The sequence below is a fragment of the Microbacterium aurugineum genome (assembly GCF_023101205.1).
In the GTDB taxonomy this organism is placed as follows: Bacteria; Actinomycetota; Actinomycetes; order Actinomycetales; family Microbacteriaceae; genus Microbacterium; species Microbacterium aurugineum.
In genome coordinates this window covers 812,502-828,728 of the sequence record NZ_CP078078.1, presented here as the reverse complement: position 1 = coordinate 828,728, position 16,227 = coordinate 812,502, and the positions used below count along the sequence as shown (strand labels likewise).

At 69.6% G+C, this 16,227-nt stretch carries 18 protein-coding genes and 1 tRNA gene; 1 reads left to right on the top strand and 18 read right to left on the bottom strand.

The features are described 5' to 3' along the window. Positions 1-32: 32 nt before the first annotated feature. The 13 genes from trhO to KV397_RS04010 all read right to left on the bottom strand — a co-directional run bounded on the left by trhO (position 33) and on the right by KV397_RS04010 (position 10,395). Entirely contained in the window at positions 33-923 is an 891-nt protein-coding gene (trhO, locus tag KV397_RS04065) for an oxygen-dependent tRNA uridine(34) hydroxylase TrhO (protein WP_261812223.1), read from the bottom strand. Positions 924-981: 58 nt separating this feature from the next. Further along, entirely contained in the window at positions 982-1,710 is a 729-nt protein-coding gene (locus KV397_RS04060) for a hypothetical protein (protein ID WP_261812222.1), read from the bottom strand. Continuing rightward, positions 1,707-2,435, bottom strand: a complete 729-nt coding sequence (locus tag KV397_RS04055; RefSeq protein ID WP_261812221.1) for an ABC transporter permease — start codon at positions 2,433-2,435, stop codon at positions 1,707-1,709. Before KV397_RS04055 ends, KV397_RS04060 begins: the two co-directional genes overlap by 4 nt. After that, entirely contained in the window at positions 2,432-3,148 is a 717-nt protein-coding gene (locus tag KV397_RS04050; RefSeq protein ID WP_131491384.1) for an ATP-binding cassette domain-containing protein, read from the bottom strand. The genes KV397_RS04055 and KV397_RS04050 overlap by 4 nt, the downstream gene beginning before the upstream one ends. Next, entirely contained in the window at positions 3,141-4,790 is a 1,650-nt protein-coding gene (gene mpaP, locus KV397_RS04045) for a daptide biosynthesis intramembrane metalloprotease (RefSeq protein WP_261812220.1), read from the bottom strand. The genes KV397_RS04050 and mpaP overlap by 8 nt, the downstream gene beginning before the upstream one ends. A gap of 31 nt (positions 4,791-4,821) precedes the next feature. Beyond that, the gene (mpaM, locus tag KV397_RS04040; RefSeq protein WP_261812219.1) at positions 4,822-5,661 is read right to left on the bottom strand and encodes a daptide-type RiPP biosynthesis methyltransferase; all 840 of its coding nucleotides are present in this window, start codon (positions 5,659-5,661) and stop codon (positions 4,822-4,824) included. A 64-nt stretch (positions 5,662-5,725) separates the two neighbouring features. Beyond that, the gene (gene mpaA3 / locus KV397_RS17410; protein WP_308191516.1) at positions 5,726-5,845 is read right to left on the bottom strand and encodes an MpaA3 family daptide-type RiPP; all 120 of its coding nucleotides are present in this window, start codon (positions 5,843-5,845) and stop codon (positions 5,726-5,728) included. A gap of 34 nt (positions 5,846-5,879) precedes the next feature. After that, positions 5,880-6,005 (bottom strand): MpaA2 family daptide-type RiPP, encoded by a 126-nt coding sequence (mpaA2, locus tag KV397_RS04035; RefSeq protein WP_261812218.1) that lies wholly within the window; start codon positions 6,003-6,005, stop codon positions 5,880-5,882. A gap of 42 nt (positions 6,006-6,047) precedes the next feature. Then, positions 6,048-6,182: an MpaA1 family daptide-type RiPP gene (gene mpaA1 / locus KV397_RS04030; RefSeq protein ID WP_261812217.1), complete on the bottom strand. Its 135-nt coding sequence runs from the start codon at positions 6,180-6,182 to the stop codon at positions 6,048-6,050. Positions 6,183-6,186: 4 nt separating this feature from the next. Next, on the bottom strand, positions 6,187-7,371 hold the full coding sequence (gene mpaC, locus KV397_RS04025) for a daptide-type RiPP biosynthesis dehydogenase (protein WP_261812216.1): 1,185 nt from the start codon (positions 7,369-7,371) through the stop codon (positions 6,187-6,189). After that, complete coding sequence (mpaD, locus tag KV397_RS04020; RefSeq protein WP_240740457.1) at positions 7,368-8,621, bottom strand: daptide-type RiPP biosynthesis aminotransferase; 1,254 nt, start codon at positions 8,619-8,621, stop codon at positions 7,368-7,370. Before mpaD ends, mpaC begins: the two co-directional genes overlap by 4 nt. Positions 8,622-8,623: 2 nt before the next feature. Next, entirely contained in the window at positions 8,624-9,673 is a 1,050-nt protein-coding gene (gene mpaB / locus KV397_RS04015; RefSeq protein WP_315972138.1) for a daptide biosynthesis RiPP recognition protein, read from the bottom strand. Further along, the gene (locus tag KV397_RS04010) at positions 9,673-10,395 is read right to left on the bottom strand and encodes a hypothetical protein (RefSeq protein ID WP_261812214.1); all 723 of its coding nucleotides are present in this window, start codon (positions 10,393-10,395) and stop codon (positions 9,673-9,675) included. The genes mpaB and KV397_RS04010 overlap by 1 nt, the downstream gene beginning before the upstream one ends. A 192-nt stretch (positions 10,396-10,587) precedes the next feature. Here KV397_RS04010 and KV397_RS04005 point away from each other — a divergent pair. After that, positions 10,588-10,675: transfer RNA gene (locus tag KV397_RS04005), tRNA-Ser, on the top strand. 118 nt (positions 10,676-10,793) lie between these two features. On the opposite strand, the gene KV397_RS04000 is transcribed toward KV397_RS04005, so the two are convergent. The 5 genes from KV397_RS04000 to KV397_RS03980 all read right to left on the bottom strand — a co-directional run bounded on the left by KV397_RS04000 (position 10,794) and on the right by KV397_RS03980 (position 16,221). Beyond that, positions 10,794-11,396, bottom strand: a complete 603-nt coding sequence (locus tag KV397_RS04000; RefSeq protein WP_261812213.1) for a GNAT family N-acetyltransferase — start codon at positions 11,394-11,396, stop codon at positions 10,794-10,796. 28 nt (positions 11,397-11,424) lie between these two features. Beyond that, positions 11,425-12,054 carry a phosphatase PAP2 family protein gene (locus KV397_RS03995; RefSeq protein WP_248570173.1) on the bottom strand — a complete coding sequence of 210 codons (630 nt, stop codon included), beginning with the start codon at positions 12,052-12,054 and terminating at the stop codon, positions 11,425-11,427. Between the two features lie 31 nt (positions 12,055-12,085). Next, complete coding sequence (locus tag KV397_RS03990; RefSeq protein WP_261812212.1) at positions 12,086-13,474, bottom strand: multidrug effflux MFS transporter; 1,389 nt, start codon at positions 13,472-13,474, stop codon at positions 12,086-12,088. Positions 13,475-13,604: 130 nt separating this feature from the next. Next, a complete protein-coding gene (locus KV397_RS03985; RefSeq protein ID WP_261812211.1) occupies positions 13,605-14,771 on the bottom strand; it encodes a cystathionine gamma-synthase in 1,167 nt (388 codons plus the stop codon). A 73-nt stretch (positions 14,772-14,844) separates the two neighbouring features. Next, positions 14,845-16,221: a cystathionine beta-synthase gene (locus tag KV397_RS03980; RefSeq protein WP_261812210.1), complete on the bottom strand. Its 1,377-nt coding sequence runs from the start codon at positions 16,219-16,221 to the stop codon at positions 14,845-14,847. Between the last annotated feature and the right edge of the window lie 6 nt (positions 16,222-16,227).

The following is a 16,227-nucleotide window of genomic DNA, read 5'->3' as shown; positions in this document are numbered from 1 at the left end:
CATGCCCGCACGCGGGCGCGTCTCCTGCGCGGTCACGTGGCATGGGCCGTGCAGGGCACGGCCACGCAGGTGTCGCACACCACGAACTGCGAGCGGCACGACAGGTCGGGGCAGTTCGCGGTGCGCTTGGTCGGCACCCCGCATCCGACGCACTCCCCGATGACGCGCGCATGGTCCGAGAAGTCGACCGAACCGCGGCCGTCGAACACGTAGAGCGATCCGTCCCACAGCCCGTCGTCGCCGTACTTCTCGCCGTAGCGGACGATGCCGCCCTCGAGCTGGTACACCTCGCCGAAGCCGCGCGCCGTCATCAGGCTCGACAGCACCTCGCAGCGGATGCCGCCGGTGCAGTAGGTGACGACGGGTTTGCCCTTGAGATCGTCGTAGGCGCCGGAGTCGAGCAGTCTCACGAAGTCCCTGGTCGTCTCGGTGTCGGGCACGACCGCGCCGCGGAACCTCCCGATCTGCGCCTCGAGGGCGTTCCGGCCGTCGAAGAAGACCACCTCGTCTCCGCGCTCGTCGATCAGTCCGTGCAGCTCTTCGGGCGTCAGCCGGGTGCCTCCGCCGACGACCCCGTGTTCATCGACGCGCAGTTCACCGGGCGCACCGAATGAGACGATCTCATCGCGCACCTTCACGCTGAGCTTGGGGAAATCGAGGCTGCGCCCCTCAGCATCCAGCCCCGTCCCCTCACTCCACTTGATGTCCGCATCGGCGAACGGGCCGTAGGAGCGGAACGATCGCAGCCACTTCTTCAACACGCCGATATCGCCGCCGAGGGTGCCGTTGATCCCGTCCTTCGAGATGAGCAGGCGCCCACGCAGGCCGAGCGCCTCGCCGAGGTCGCGTTGCCAGACACGGACGGCCTCGGGATCGGCGAGGGGCGTGAACGCATAGAAGAGGACGATCTTGGGGGTTGCCACCTAGGGATCCTACGTCGTCACCCCGAGCGGTTCCGAACCCCGGTGCGGCTCGAGACCGCTACGTCACATCGCGTTTCATGAAGGTGACTCCCCCCGCGACGAGAGCCGCCAGCATCCATCCGACGGCGACCGGCACAGAGCCACCGGATCCGTCGGCTGGCGACACCCCCACGGCCGTGACGTCGAACCCGAAAGCGTCGAGCAGCGCGATCAGCGGGAAGCCGTGGGCAGCGGCGCTCCAGAACATCGCGACGAGGACGGCGCTGCCCAGAGACATCGACGCGACGAAGAGCGCCACGAGATGGTTCTGGACGACGATGCCCGCCCCCAGTCCCCAGAGGCCGGCGCCTGCGCCGACGGCCAGTGCGGATCCCACCGATGCCCAGCCCACCGGGACACCGCCCATCGCGACGGCCAGCGCGATGTGGCCACCGGCGAGTCCCGCGAGAGCGACGACGGCGCCGCCGAGAGCAGACCCGAGTGTCCGGCTGAGCAGCGTCACCCACCGGGGGTGCAGCATCAGCCGCTGCGCGATGACGCCATCCCGCCGGTCGACGGTGTAGCGGAAGGAAGCGTAGACCGCCGCGAGCACCGCGCCATAGGTCGCGAGCACCGCGCTGAACGGCGCACTGAGTGCGGCGCGAACCCCGGCCGGTGCCTCGGCGAGCTCCGCAGGAACGCTCGTCGCCATCGAAGTCGACAACACGAAGGCGGCCGCGACCACCCAGAGGAGGACGATGTCGCCGGTCGCACCGCGCGCGTGGGCTCGGAGCGCGCGGACGATCATCCCGCCCTCCTGCGACCACCGGTCCACGCCACCGCGACCAGCCCCGCGGTCAACGCGAGTGCGACGACGAGCGCCGGGCCGAACTCGAGCAGGCGACCCTGATACCCGGGCACGCCCAAGGCCGCGAGCGCCAGCCCGGGCGAGAACTTCGCCACCTCCGGCACCGTGCGCAGCAGTGCGAGTTCCCCCACCATCGGCAGGACGAGGACGAAGACGGCCGTCACGTAGTAGTTGCGGGTGATCCAGCCGATGGCGCCCCCGATGAGCGCACCGAGCACGCCGCCGACCAGAGCTCCCGCGCAGAGGCGCCACCCGTCCGGCGTCAGAGTGAGCGAGAGACCGCTCCGGCTCAAGAAGACGGCGACACCCGTGGTCCACACGGCGAAGAGGCCGACGGACAGGGCGAGCGCGACGAGGACGCCCGCGACGAGCTTTCCGGCGAACGCACGCCGGAATCCGACGCTGGTGAGGGTCCGGTCCATCGAGCCGTAGTAGTACTCACGAGTGACGCCGTACGCGCCGACGAACGCCGCGGAGACCGCCGACCAGGCGAGAGGTTCCAGGAGACGAGTGGTCGCCGCGGCGGGATCGAGGCCGGCCACGTCGAGGCGCGATCCGTCGGAGAACAGCACGAAGGCGGGCAGGAGGAACGCGACGAGGTAGACGGCGAGGAGGGAGAGCCCGCTCACGCAGCGCAGGGCCTCGCTCTGGATCGTGCCCCTCATACCGGCACTTCCTCGACGAGTTCGAAGTACTTGCTCTCCAGGGAGTCGCCGTTGCTCGTGACCAGGTCGCCGAGTCGTCCGGCGAAGAGTGCTCGCCGTTTGATGACCACGACCTCATCCACGATGTGTTCGAGCTCTGACAGCTGATGACTGGCGACCAGCACGGTGCCGCCGCGTTCGGCGAAGCGGCGGAGGAACCTGCGCAGCCAGCGGATCCCGTCGGGGTCCAGGCCGTTCGCCGGTTCGTCGAGGATGAGCGTGGGCGGCGCCCCGATGAGGGCGGCGGCCAGGCCGAGCCGCTGAGCCATCCCCGTCGAGAACGTCTTCACGCGACGACGCGCGTCGGCGGTGAGCCCGACCTCCTCGAGGACCTCGTCGGTCCGGCCGCGCGGCGCACCGGCCGCGAGCCGACAGATCTCCAGGTGCCGCCGTGCAGTGATGCCCGCCTCGAAACCGAAGCCGTCCATGTGCACACCGACGTGCGATGCGGGGTTGTCGAGCGCCGAGAACGGAACACCGTCGATGAGGCTCTCGCCGCTCGTCGGCCGGAGCAAGCCGACGATCGTGCGCAGCGTCGTCGATTTGCCCGCGCCGTTCGGCCCCAGGAGCCCGACGATCGTCCCGCGCGGCACGACGAAGGACAGGTCTTCCACGGCGGTCCGGCGGCCGTACCTCTTCGTGAGGCCTCGGACCTCGATCGCGTGTTCAGTCATCTTCCTGCCTCTCGTGCTTCTGGTCCAGAAGGGCGGACAGCGGCGACACCACGCCGGTCGCCCAGAGCGTCTGCCACAGACTCCTCGTGCCGAGCGCGACCTGCGCCCGTCCGGTCGGCGGCGTGCTCCCGCCGCCGTCGTCCACGTCCACGCCGGCGATGACCGTTGCGGGGACGTCCACGCCGTCCGCCGCGACGGGGACGAGCACCGCCCAGGGGACCTCCGTCGGCATCGGCGGCTCCGGCCTGATGGTCCCCCCGCCGACCCGCGCGCTCGCGAGGAGCCCGGCGCTCATCAGCTCGACCGGGGCGCCGTCCGGCACCTCCGCCTCGGCGGCGGTGCCCGGCTGCACGAGGAGCACACGGTCACCGCGGGTGACGAAACCGTACGTCGCCGTCACCGGCAGCGGGATCACGGCGCCCACGACCACGATGCTCGCGATCAGCGTCGCACCGACGGCGACGAAGCGGAGCCGGGAGACGCCTGACCGAAGGACGCGGCGCAGCGCCGTCGAGAGGATCACGATGCCGACGAGCACCACGGCAGCTTCCAGGACGACGACGAGGACCCCCAGCACCGGTCCGCCTCCGGCGAGCGCTCGCACCACGCGGGAGACCGCGAACAGCACGAGCGCGATCGGGGCGACGAGACAGGCGAGACCGAACGGCACGCTCCACCACCGATCGAGGCTCCGTGCGGTCCGCGGACCGCCGAACAGGATCCGGGTCAGGAAGTCCACTCCGTCGTGAATCGTCCGGTCCCGGAGGTTCGGTTCGTCGAGCGCACTCATGAACGCGATGTAGCCGTCGAATCGCACGAACGGAATCAGGTTGACCAGCACGATCGCGACGCAGGACACGGCGAGGAGCAACAGCGCCTGGTGGATCAGAGGGTCCGGAAGGGCGAGCGCGGCGAGGAGGGCGACCGCGGCGGCGACGGCGTGCACGGCCGGCCCGGCGAGCGCGACCGCGACACGTTGCCACCGGTCGGAGAGGCGCCAGCCGTCGGTCACATCGACGAAGAAGGCGGGGGTGAGGTAGTAGAGCATGAAACCTGCGCGGCGCGGTTCGCCGCCGAAGCGTGTGAGCGCGAGCCCATGAGCGCTCTCGTGGAGCAGCGTCATGACGGACAACGCGATGACGACGCCCACGAGTCCGGGCAACGACACCGGCATGGTCAGGACGTCCCACACCTCACCTGTCTGCAGGGCCGCAGCGCCGAGGCCGAGGCAGAGCACCACCAGAAGGGATGCCAGAACCCCTCGGCGTGAGAGCGGGACGATCAGGCGATTCCAGCGGTCGAAGAACGCGGGTGCACGCAGCGTCGCGAACTGCAGCGTGAACGGGGGCCGGTAGGTCACTCTGCCGGGCGGGGGCTTCGTGTCACCGGCCAGGAGCCCGCTGGCGCGGAAGCGCTGGACGAGCAGGAGGAACTCCTCCCGCGGCTCGGATGCGGCGAAGCGCGTGCGCAGGTCGCGGAGCGTGGTCTCGCCGTCCATCGCCGTCAGCAGATCGACGACGGCCCGCGAGACCCTCGACGAGGGCACCCCCTGCAGCAGCGCGATCCACACCCCGGCCTCCCCCACTTCCTCGAACACGACACCGGGGGCGAGAAGCGGACGATCCTCGGCCGTGAGCGGCACCGGGGCGCGAGAGTCTCGCCGCCGAGCGAAACTAGGCGGTGTCATCGTCACGCGCCCGATCCCGGGTTCCGGCCCACGTCGTCGTGAGGAGAAGGATGTCCGCTCCGGGGTGCGTCCGCACGGGCGAGACGGCAGGTTCAGCGAAACCGGCGTCCACGAGCTCGCTGGAGAGGAGCTCATGGCTGAGCACACGCAGCCGACTCGTGAGCACGCGCACGTCGCCGCCCGCCACGACGTCGGCGAGGCGCACCCAGTTGACCAGGCGAGCCGCGCCGTCCTCCTCCATCTGCTGCGAGAACAGATAGGTCTCCTCGCCGCCGGGTCCGGGACCGGGCCCGGGGACACGGATCTCCTGCTCGCTCGGCACCGTCAGGCTCTCCGCTGCGGCGCCTCCGGCGACGGAGAAGGCGAAGACCCCTCCCGGCGCGAGGTGGCGTCGCACACTCGCGTAGAGGCGCGCCCTCCCCTCCCTGTCCAACAAGGTGATGGAGGTCGCACCGAGGACCACGAGGTCGTACGGACGCGGCAGGCTGAAGTCGCGCATGTCGGCTATCACACAGTCGAGCCTCGGATGGTAGGGCAGGGCACGACGAAGGTGCGAGAGCATGTCGTCGGAGAGATCGAGCGCGGTCACCGATCGGCCGGAGCGCACCAGCGGGATGGTCAGCCTCCCGCTGCCGGCGGCCACATCGAGGACCGGACCCGCGGCTTCTCTCGCGAGCGCCAGCACCTCTCGGATCTCCGCGGCATCGGCGCCGACCAGTCGCTCGTAGAAGTCGGTCCCCTCGCCCGTGTACAGGTCCTGTTCCCGAGGGACCGCACCCGCCCGGTCGAGTCGCGCCGCGATGGCTTCGGTTATCGTTCCTGACATTCACCACACCTCTCCGCGGGAGTGAGGGGGTGCGGGCGCGCGGAACCGCCCGCACCCCGACCGGTCACGTCGCGATCGCCGCGGCACCGCCGACGATGGCGATGATGTAGCTGACGTGCTCCCACCACTCGAGTGGCGCGTCGATTCGTTCGAGTTCCTGGAACTCCAGCAGATCAGTCTGCATTTCGTACCTCCTTCATCACGTGGCGATGCGCTTCCTAGGTCAGCGCGAGAATTCCGATGATGACGCCGACAGCGAAGCCCCGCACGAAATCATCGGTGTTGTTCAGAGCGTCCATCGCCTCGAGCTCAGTGAATTCGAGCCTCTGCACTTCGGTGTTCATACCTCTCTCCTTCCTCGTCTCGATCTCCGTCGGGCGACGGGATCACGTCGCAGCGGCAGCGCCGATCCCGATGAGGATCAGCGCACTGATGGCGCCCTGATAGAAGCTCTCCCAGCTGGGAGCCTCCATGTCGTCCAGCTCCTGGAACCGGAGTCGCTCTTCCACGTCCTTGATCATCTCTTCACCTCCTCTGCACGGCAGTCGAGGGCCGACGTTGATCGCCGGCACACGGATCGCTCCACCGGGAACCGCGGAGGACCTCACGGATGTCGTCGGCGACGAGGCCGGTGAGCATCGGGCGGCGATCTCCCCACGACGCCTCGGTGGACATCGAGATGCGGCCGACCTCCCGCGTGGTCGGTCGCGGCGGAAGCGGGATATCCCAGCGTTCGAGGAGGGCGGCGATACCCGCGGCCGGTTCGAGCGGCAATGCCACCCCGCTCGCGACCCTCGACCAGAAGTCCTCGAGACTCTGCCGATCTCCCCAGCGGGTGTCACCCGCGCAGATGCGACGCCAGACCGCGGCGATCACCGCTGCCGTGGCGACCATCTTGCGAGTCCTGAGCACGAAGGCCACTTCGTTCGCGACATACCAATGGCGAGCGCTGTAGGGATCCTGTCCGCGCAGAGCAGCACCGCGTTGGGTGGCTGCGCTCAACCGTGCGAGGCGCAACCGCCCCGCAGGCGAGCCGGCGTCCTGGGTGGCGGTCTCGAGGAGGGCTCTCCCGAGGATGACGGCCTCGCTGTTCCCCCGGGCGCTTCGTCGCGAACTCGTCGACGTACCGGCGAGACGCAGGAACGCCTCCAGCGCTCCCTCACGGACGGCGCCGTAGGTGAGGGACGCCAGGTTGCGTGGATCGATGACGGCATGACGGGGTCTGAGCGAGCGTCCGACGATGAGCCGATAGCCGCTCCCGTTCTTGAGGATGCCGACGCTGTTCGTCTCCGACGAGGTGCCCAGAGTCGTCGGCACGGCGATGATCTCCACGGGCGGCGGCGCATCCGGCAGCACGGTCAGCGCGGACTTCTCCGCATGACCGATGGCATAGTCGAAGACCTTCCCCGGAGCGAGCGCGAGCGCGGCGATCTTGCTGGCGTCGAGCACGCTGCCCCCACCGACGGCCACGACGACCTCGGGCGACCGACGAACGATGTGCCGCGCGATCCTGGAGACCGACGTGACATCCACCGACGGCGCGTCCACCGTGATGGTCCTCACCGCAGCCCCGGCCCGGAAGGGAACCGTGACCGCCGAGTCCGCGATCACGAGGACCTCTCGTCCCGCGGTGAGGTGCGTCATCACGTGATGCGCGACGCCGGGGCCGTGCCACAGGGTCGGGACGCGTCCGGTGAAGTGCGTGGTCATGCTGCCGCTTCCTGCACTCGCGCGAGGCCGGAGCGCACGGCCGCATCCACCGTGCGGAGTTCCTCCGAGGTGAATCCGTAGGCCGGGATCAGCTCGATGGAGCTGGGGCCGGGCTGCACCAGGACGCCGTGGTCGGCGATGGCGGAGACCACACGGAGAACCTCGGAGGAGGACAGCCGGCGCTCATCGTGGTGGCGGAGCCCCATCCCCACGAAGCAGCCCCGCCCCGTGACCTCCGTGATCAATCCGTCGGACTTCAGCGCCGTCGCCAGACGGAACAGCTCGGCCCCGAGTGCCTTCGTCGTCGTCTCCACGTCGATCCGACGCAGCTCTTCCATCACTGCGGTGATGGCCGCCGCGCACACCGGCGTTCCCGCCTGCGTCTCCCCGTGGACGAAGGTCCACCCGCCTCGCGCGAACTCGGAGGCGACACGGGGACCCACGAGGATCGCGGCTGCACCCGTCGCGCCGTTCGTCAGTGCTTTCGAGAGGAGGAGGACGTCGGGAGCGGCCGGCCACTCGTCGGTGGCGAGCATCGCGCCGGTGCGCCCGAATCCCGTCGCGACCTCGTCGGCCACGAGCAGGAACCCGTATTCCTCACGCAGCAGCACGAGGCGATCGATGAACGCCTCGGTCAGCGCATATGCGCCACTGCCCAGGACGGGCTCCACGACGACCGAGGCGACTCGGGACCCTTCCCGCTTCAACAGGGTGGCGAGCTCTTCACCCTCATCGCTGGACGAAACGTGGCGCACCGACCTGCGATCGACGGAGTAGACGGACTGCAGGAGGTCGTCTCCGCTGAGCGCGTGGCTGCCGTACATCGTGCCGTGGTAGCTGCCTTTCAGCCCGACGATGAGGGATCGGGATCCTGCGCCCTTCTGCGCCCAGTACTGTCGTGCGAGCTTCATGGCGGCATCGTTCGCAGCGCCGCCCGAGGTGGAGAAGATGACGCGGCTGTACCTGGTCGGGTCCGCGAGGTCGAGAAGACCTTCCGCGGCGGCTTCGGCATACCGATGCGACGCGCGGAACAGGGTCAGGTACGACGCATCGTGTGTGGCTCTGGCCACGGCCTCGCCGACGACCGGATTCCCGTACCCGAGCGGAACGTTCCAGAGCCCGCTCGTCGCGCACAGGCGTGTGGATCCGTCGGCGAACTCGATGCGATGTCCCGCGGCGCGGACGGCGACGCGATCGGGAGGGAAGGTCGCATCCGCGGGGAGCATCGAGCTCCACACGGCGTTCGGCACGCTCAACGCCGGATGCCGTTCGCCGGGCGAGCGAGGCCCGCTCGGGTACCGAAGCGGATGTTGAGGATGGTGACGGCCTCGAGGCACAGGGCTCGCGCGTCGGCCACGGAGCCGCCCAGCTGCCGAGCCACGCGCTCCGCCGCGACCTCCGGCGTCGTGGACGTCTGTGTGACGGCGACCACCTGCGCGGCCACCGGGGACAGCAGCTGTCGACGCAACGTCCGCGTGTCTGCGAGGACGAAGCCGTCCGCGGTCTCGATCAGGAACGGATCCGCGGCCCAGGGGGCGGCATCCGCGAGGCCGTCGTCGACGAGCGCCCACCCGAACCCCGAGATGCGGGCCTCGCCGTTGCCCAGGCGGAGCATCTTCACGAGGTCCGTCGCGCAGAGGTATCGCGTCGTCCCCTCGCGCAGCGTCCGATCGGCGACGAACGCCTCTCGAGGCACCGATCCTCCCAAGGCCACGGCCCGGGGTCGCGGCACGGCGAGCACGGCGGGCAGCTCGTCGACGGTTCCGAGGGGATCGCCCTGGACCCCGACGCTGACGGCGCCGTCAGCCCGCACTCTGATCGCGCTCGGGGTCGCGAGCTCGCCCGGTTCCGTGAGTGCGCCGCGGTCCGCCAGGAGGACTCGCGGATCGATCAGTGCCGAGGGAAACACGCCCGTCCGTCGCGCGAGCTCGGCATCGTCGAGGAGAGCCTGCCAGCTGACCGCGTCGAAGAGGCTGAGAGCGGTCGGCCCGGTGAACTGCAGGAATGCCGCAGCGACGTAGTCCTGGAGTTCGACGCCGCGCTCACCGAAGAACAACTCATCCCCGATGTCCTGCAGCGCGCCGGTGTACGGGACGACACGGGCCGGTCCGGCACAGGGCCCGCTCCCCTCGGGCAGAAGAATCACATCGTCTCGTCCTGCTGCGCCTGCGACACGATCCGCCTGCGCGCCGCTTTCGACCAGGAACACCCGCGCGTACCGGTCCGGCATCCCGGTGATCCACTCCCGGAGCGCCCGGGCTCCGACCAGGTCCGCCCCGGGCCCGCGGTGTGCGTCGCGCATCAGACGCGGTCCCGTCGACTCGCCGTCACGAGCGACACGTACAACTCGATCCACGGCCGATCGTCGAGATCCGCCTCGAGGACCCGGGGGTCCACGATGCGCGCGAATGCTCGACCACGACCGGCGTTCTCGGTGGCCACGGCCTCGATGTCTGCGCGCCCGTCGCCCACCCGTCCGAGCAGGAGTCCGTCAGGGCCGTCCCGGTACTCGCCGTCCGCGGTCACGTGCACGCGCACCAGAGAATCCGGTACCGGATACGCGCGGGTGAACGACGCGGCGGAATCCAGCAGCAGGGCACCGTCGAGGAGCCGTTCGGCGAAGATGCCGGTCGCCCGGGCCGTGTCGGCATCACGGAGGAATGCAGCGAGTCCTTCCGCAGACCCCTGTCGGACGACCGTGAGCCCTCCGCGGAAGCGGAAGCGACCGGCGAGGTAGTCCTGCAGCTGGAACGCGTGGCGCCCGCCGAAGCTCATCTCGTCGCCGGGCGAGTGAAGCGCTCCGGCGAACGGGACGACCCGCGGATCCACTTTCGGGAGGGACCCCGCAGGGACGAAGATCACATCGTCGCGTTCGGCGAGCGCCCGCACCTCGTCGAGGTGCACCGCGGACTCGAGGAAGAACACCGCGCACCCCGGAATCGCGCGCTCCGCGGTCACGTACTGCTCGAATGCCGCCACCGTGCGGTGACTGTCCGGTCGTGCCGTGGTCGAGCTGGCGCGCATGGTCTCCCCCAGTAGCGTCGGATGCGGTACGGAGTTGATCCGTCCTCATCTGAGGCTATTGAGCACTCACACAACTAGCAATATATTCCATACGCGTCATACTGGTCAGGAGAGGACCGCATGCCGGGCTTCGCCACAGCGCTCTGTCACGTCGCGCTCCGCCGATCGGATAGGATGGACAGGTTGTTCCTTGGTGACGTGTCCGAGCGGCCGAAGGAGCACGCTTGGAAAGCGTGTGTTGTGCAAGCAACCGCGGGTTCGAATCCCGCCGTCACCGCCAAACATGAAAGAGCCTCCGCGCCAGCGGGGGCTCTTTCATGTTTAACCGGCACCGGGGATTCGGGGAGGAGCGAGCGCGGTGAGCACCGGTGTCCCGCCGTCACCGCGGGATGCGGTGTTCAGGCGTCGAAGCGCACGCCGTAGGTCTGTCCGCCCGGTTCCGCCGGGAGTCGCGTCATTCCGAGGCGTTCGTAGAACGCGGCGGCCCCCGCGTTGTTCGGGTCGATGCCCAGATGCAAGCCCCGGATGCCCCGACGCGTTAGCTCGGCGAACAGGGTCTCGATGAGGGCACGGCCGAGCCCTTGCCCCTGCGTCTCCGGAAGAAGGTCGATGTGCAGGTGGGCGGGGTGGTCTGCGGCATTCGGCTCGATGCCGGGCGCGCGACTGTAGCCGTAGTCGACCATCCGATCCTCGCGGGTGACCACCTCGGCCGGCCGGGGGTACCGCTCCTGACGCGTCGGCCACCACTCCTCGCGGAACCAGGTGTAGAAGGCGTCGGTGTCGTCGGTCGCCACGATGTAGCCGATCGTGCGCCCGTCGTCGCTCTCGACCACCCAGGAGAGGTCCGGATGCCGCTCGGCGTAGGGGACCGCGAACAGGTCTCCCCAGAGCGCATCGTCGGAGAGCACCCCGGTCGCATCGACGCCGGCGTCAGCCGTCTTCACGCAGATCTCGTACAGCGCGGCGCGGTCGGCGGGGCGGTAGGGACGGATGCGCGACACGAAGGACTCCTCTGGACGACGGGCCCGTTCAGCCTATCGGCGCCGCGACCTCGGACCTCGGTTGGCGCACCCACGGGAGCAGCCACGCGGCCAGGACCAGGACCACCCCGGCGCCGACGAGCGCGCCGCCGAGCGTGTCGCTGGCCCAGTGCACCGACAGGAAGGTGCGCGAGAGTGCCATCGCGAGCACCCACAGCACGCCGAGAATCGCCGTCCAGACCCGCGGGAACAGCACCCAGACCACGAGCGCGATCGTCGCGGCGTTCGCCGTGTGGCCCGAGGGGAAGGAACCGTAGTCGCTCGCCACCAGCATGTCGTCGGGGCGGGCCCGTCCGAAGAGCAGCTTGAGCAGTTGCACCGCACCGGCACTCGCGGCGAAGCAGAGGGCGGCGAACGCCGCAGCCCGCCATCGGCGAGCGAGCACGAGAGCGATGATGGTCAGCAGCGGCACCGCGAAGATCGCCACCCAGCCGCCGCCGATCCAGTTCAGGACGAGGGCGAAGTCGACCATGCCGTCAGCACGGGCTGCGGCGATCATCTCGTTCCACCACCGGTCGAACCCCGGCGTCTCCGGATACGCGAACACGACCAGCGCACCGAGCGCTGTTGCGAGCGCGAGGAGGCCCACTCCCCACCACAGCAGCATCCGCCTGTCCATCGTCCTATTCTGTCGGACGATGCCTGGGCACTCAGGGAGTGAGCATCCCCACGGTGCGCGGACGCACGACGAACCACAGCGACAGGACGCCGATCGCGGCACAACCGACCATCACGGAGGCCATGGTCGTCGCCGTGATCCCGGCGTCGTGCGAGAGCCAGCCCGCGAGCGGCGAGATGAGCCCCGCCACGCCGAAGTTCGTCGCCCCGATGATGGATGCCGCCGTCCCCGCAGCCTTGCCGTGCCGGTCGAGCGCCAGCACCTGCACGTTGGGGAACGTGAAGCCGCAGGCCGTCATGAAGACGAACAACGGGACAACCGTGCCCCACAGTCCGAGTCCGAGCTGGTCGGTGACGATGATCGCGACACCCGCCAGGAGCAGCACAGCGGTCGAGTAGGCCATGACCCACTGCGGTCCGAAGCGGGCGGCGAGCCGTGAGGCCGTCTGCACCCCGGCGACGACACCGAGCGAGTTCACGGCGAACAGCAGACCGTACTGCTGGGCATCCAGCCCGTGGGTCACCTGGAAGAGGAACGGCGACGCGGAGAGGTACGAGAACAATCCGGAGAAGGTCATGCCGCCGATCACGAGCACGCCGAGGAAGACGCGATCAGAGAGCACCGAGCGGTAGCGCTGCGCCATCGTGGCGCCGCCGCCCTGCCGACGCGCGACCGGAAGCGTCTCCGGGATGAACAGGAGCGTGGACAGCAGCATCACGACGCCGTAGGCCGCGAGCACGCCGAAGATCCCCCGCCAGGGCATCAGGGTCAGCAACCAGGAGCCGATCAACGGTGCGATGACCGGTGCGACGCCCGACACCAGCGCGAGACGCGAGAGCATGATGACCAGTCGCCGCCCGCCGAACAGGTCGCGCACGATCGCCATGGCCACCACTCCACCGGCGGCCGCTCCCACCCCCATCAGCACCCGAGCCGCGCTGAGCAGGCCGAGGTCCGGCGCGAGGGCCGCCCCCACGCTCGCGAGGACGTGCAGGGCGGTGACCACGATCAGCGGCACCCGGCGCCCGACCTTGTCGCTGAGGGGCCCGACGACGAGCTGACCCAGGGCGAAGCCGATCATCGTTCCGGTCAGGGTCAGCTGGATCGCGGCAGCCGTGGTCTGGAAGTCCTCCTCCAGCACCGGGAAGGCCGGGAGATAGAGGTCGATCGTGAACGGACCGAGCGCGGTCAGAGCTCCGAGCAGGACGATGTAGAGCGTCCGCCTGCCGAGGGAGATCGCATCTCCCGGGTGCAGCATGATCGGTGCCGTCGCGGGATTCGCGCCGAGGGTGCGGATCGCCCCGGTCGCCGTGGAGGTGCGGATGCTCCCGGTCGCGGTGCGCGCGGGCTGCGGAGTCTCTTCGGTCTGCTGCTCCGACGGTGCGACGGGGATGGAGTCAGTGCGGGGCGCGTCGGACACGACGTCCTTCCAGCGTTCGAGGGGGTGGTCTTGTCGAATCGTTTCGCCAAGGGGGAAGCCCCCATGCTAGCGCGTCCGTCTCCCCCGTCGCGGGATCAAATACGTCCCTCGCGACCACCCCGCAGGCACGTTATTGCTCCCGCACGCGCCTCACGCGCGCCAGCGCCTCGTCCAGATCGGCGATCAGATCTCCGAGGTCTTCGATGCCGACGGAGAGCCGCACGACGTTCTCCGGGACGGCGAGCTCCGTTCCGCGCACCGACGCATGCGTCATGTCCGATGGATAGCCGATGAGCGACTCCACGCCGCCGAGCGACTCGGCGAGCTGGAACACCGAGGTGCTCTCGGCGAAGGCACGGGCAGCGTCGACGCCGGCAGCGAGCCCGAGCGACAGCATGCCGCCGAAACCGCTCATCTGCGCGGCGGCGATCTCATGCCCGGGGTGCGAGGCGAGTCCCGGGAAGTACACCTGCGAGAACTCCGGCTTCGCCGCCGCCCACTCCGCGATCGCCTGCGCGTTCTCGGAATGCTGCCGCATGCGCAGCGCGAGTGTCTTGATGCCGCGGGTCGTCAGCCACGCATCCATCGGAGCGGACACCGCACCGACGGCGAACTGCTGGAACTTGACCTGCTCGACGTAGCGGTCATCGCCGAACACGACCGCACCGCCGAGCACGTCGGAGTGCCCGCCCAGGTACTTCGTCGTGGAGTGCACGACCAGATCGGCACCGAGCGCGAGGGGCTGCTGCAGCGCAGGAGAGGCGAAGGTGTTGTCCACGACCACGATCGCACCGGCCGCATGCGCGAGCTCGGTGATCACGGCGATGTCGACGATCTTCAGCAGAGGGTTGCTCGGCGTCTCCAGCCACACGATCTTCGTCTCCGGACGGATCGCGGCACGGAGCAGGTCCACGTCCGAGAGCTCGACCGTCGTCGTCTCCACACCCCAGGGAGCCAGCACCCGGGTGAGCAGACGGTAGGTGCCGCCGTACACGTCGTTCCCGAGCAGGACGTGATCCCCCGGCTTCAGGATTCCCCGCAGCAGCGCGTCCTCCGCCGCGAGCCCCGAGGCGAAGGAGAGCGCGCTCACTCCGCCTTCGAGAGCCGCGAGCTGGGTCTCCAGGGAGGAACGCGTGGGGTTGCCCGCACGGTTGTACTCGTAACCCTCGCGGAAGCCGCCGATACCGTCCTGCACGTGCGTGGAGGACTGGTAGATCGGCGGGATGATCGCCCCCGTCGTCGGGTCGGCAGCTTGTCCTGCGTGGATGGCGCGGGTGGCGAAGGCGTGGTCGGACATGACCTCAGCCTACGTCCGCGCCCGGAGCCGCGGACGTCCCGTTACGCCACGGGTCGCCGCTCCTCGGAAGACGTCAACGGGACAGGTACGCGAGCAGGTCCTGGCGGGTCAGCACCGTGTGCGGCTTGCCGTCCTCCGTCACCAGCAGCGCGTCGGCCTCGGCGAGCGCGGCCCGCGCCTGTGCGACCGAGGCGTGGATGCCGACGAGCGGAAGCCGCTCCCCCACGTGCTCCCCCACGGCGTCGGTCGCGTTCGCCTCGCCGCGGAACAGCAGGTCGAGCAGCCCCTTCTCGTCGACCGCGCCGAGCACCTCGCCCATCATGACGGGCGGCTCGGCGCTGAGCACGACCAACTGCGAGACGTCGTACTCGGTCATCATGCCGATCGCCTCGAGCACGGTGTCGGTCGGGTGGGCGTGCACGAGGTCCGGGATCCCCGCTCCCCGTCTGTGCGGACGTGCCGCGAGCACGTCGGCGACGGTTTCCCCGTCCTCCACATCGCTGAACCCGTAGGAGCGCATCCATCCATCGTTGAAGATCTTGCCCAGGTAGCCGCGGCCTCCGTCGGGAAGCAGCACGACCATGACGGCATCCGCCGGGAGGTCCCGTGCGACGCGCAGCGCACCGACCACCGCCATCCCGCTGGATCCGCCGACGAGGATGCCCTCCTCGCGGGCGAGGCGCCGCGTCATCGCGAAGGCGTCGGCGTCGCCCACCGCGACGATCTCGTGCGGCACGGTGGGGTCGTAGGCGCCCGGCCAGATGTCCTCCCCCACGCCCTCGACGAGGTACGGCCGTCCGGTACCCCCGCTGTACACGCTGCCCTCCGGGTCGACACCGACGATCCGCACCCGGCCCTCCGAGATCTCCCGCAGGTAGCGACCGGTGCCCGTGATCGTGCCGCCCGTGCCGACCCCGGCGACGAAGTGCGTGACCCCGCCGTCGGTGTCGCGCCAGATCTCCGGACCCGTGGTCTCGTAGTGGCTGCGCGGGCCGTTCGGGTTCTCGTACTGGTTCGGTTTGAACGCGCCGGGGATCTCCCGCGCCAGCCGATCGCTCACGCTGTAATACGACTCCGGGCTGTCGGGCGCGACCGAGGTCGGCGTCACCACGACCTCCGCCCCGTACGCGCGCAGCACGTCGATCTTGTCCTCGCCCACCTTGTCGGGCAGCACGAACACGCACTTGTAGCCGCGCTGCTGGGCCACGAGCGCCAGACCCACACCGGTGTTGCCGCTGGTCGGTTCGACGATCGTCCCGCCCGGCTTCAGGTCGCCGGCGGCTTCGGCGGCGTCGATGATCCGCGCGGCGATCCGATCCTTCGACGAGCCACCCGGGTTCAGGTACTCGAGCTTCACGAGGACCGTGCACGCGACGCCCTCGGTGACGTGACGGAGCTTCACGAGGGGCGTGTCGCCGACGAGGTCGACGATGGAGTCTGCGTACTTCATGCCTTC

Excerpts from the sequence above, each read along its gene's own strand:
- KV397_RS04010 (WP_261812214.1), bottom strand. The coding sequence starts at position 10,395 with ATGCGCGCCAGCTCGACCACGGCACGACCGGACAGTCACCGCACGGTG.
- KV397_RS04050 (WP_131491384.1), bottom strand. The coding sequence starts at position 3,148 with ATGACTGAACACGCGATCGAGGTCCGAGGCCTCACGAAGAGGTACGGC.
- KV397_RS03980 (WP_261812210.1), bottom strand. The coding sequence starts at position 16,221 with ATGAAGTACGCAGACTCCATCGTCGACCTCGTCGGCGACACGCCCCTC.
- mpaA2 (WP_261812218.1), bottom strand. The coding sequence starts at position 6,005 with ATGAACACCGAAGTGCAGAGGCTCGAATTCACTGAGCTCGAGGCGATG.
- mpaB (WP_315972138.1), bottom strand. The coding sequence starts at position 9,673 with ATGCGCGACGCACACCGCGGGCCCGGGGCGGACCTGGTCGGAGCCCGG.
- mpaM (WP_261812219.1), bottom strand. The coding sequence starts at position 5,661 with ATGTCAGGAACGATAACCGAAGCCATCGCGGCGCGACTCGACCGGGCG.
- mpaA3 (WP_308191516.1), bottom strand. The coding sequence starts at position 5,845 with ATGCAGACTGATCTGCTGGAGTTCCAGGAACTCGAACGAATCGACGCG.
- KV397_RS04055 (WP_261812221.1), bottom strand. The coding sequence starts at position 2,435 with ATGAGGGGCACGATCCAGAGCGAGGCCCTGCGCTGCGTGAGCGGGCTC.
- mpaC (WP_261812216.1), bottom strand. The coding sequence starts at position 7,371 with ATGACCACGCACTTCACCGGACGCGTCCCGACCCTGTGGCACGGCCCC.
- mpaA1 (WP_261812217.1), bottom strand. The coding sequence starts at position 6,182 with ATGATCAAGGACGTGGAAGAGCGACTCCGGTTCCAGGAGCTGGACGAC.
- KV397_RS04060 (WP_261812222.1), bottom strand. The coding sequence starts at position 1,710 with ATGATCGTCCGCGCGCTCCGAGCCCACGCGCGCGGTGCGACCGGCGAC.
- KV397_RS03985 (WP_261812211.1), bottom strand. The coding sequence starts at position 14,771 with ATGTCCGACCACGCCTTCGCCACCCGCGCCATCCACGCAGGACAAGCT.
- KV397_RS03995 (WP_248570173.1), bottom strand. The coding sequence starts at position 12,054 with ATGGACAGGCGGATGCTGCTGTGGTGGGGAGTGGGCCTCCTCGCGCTC.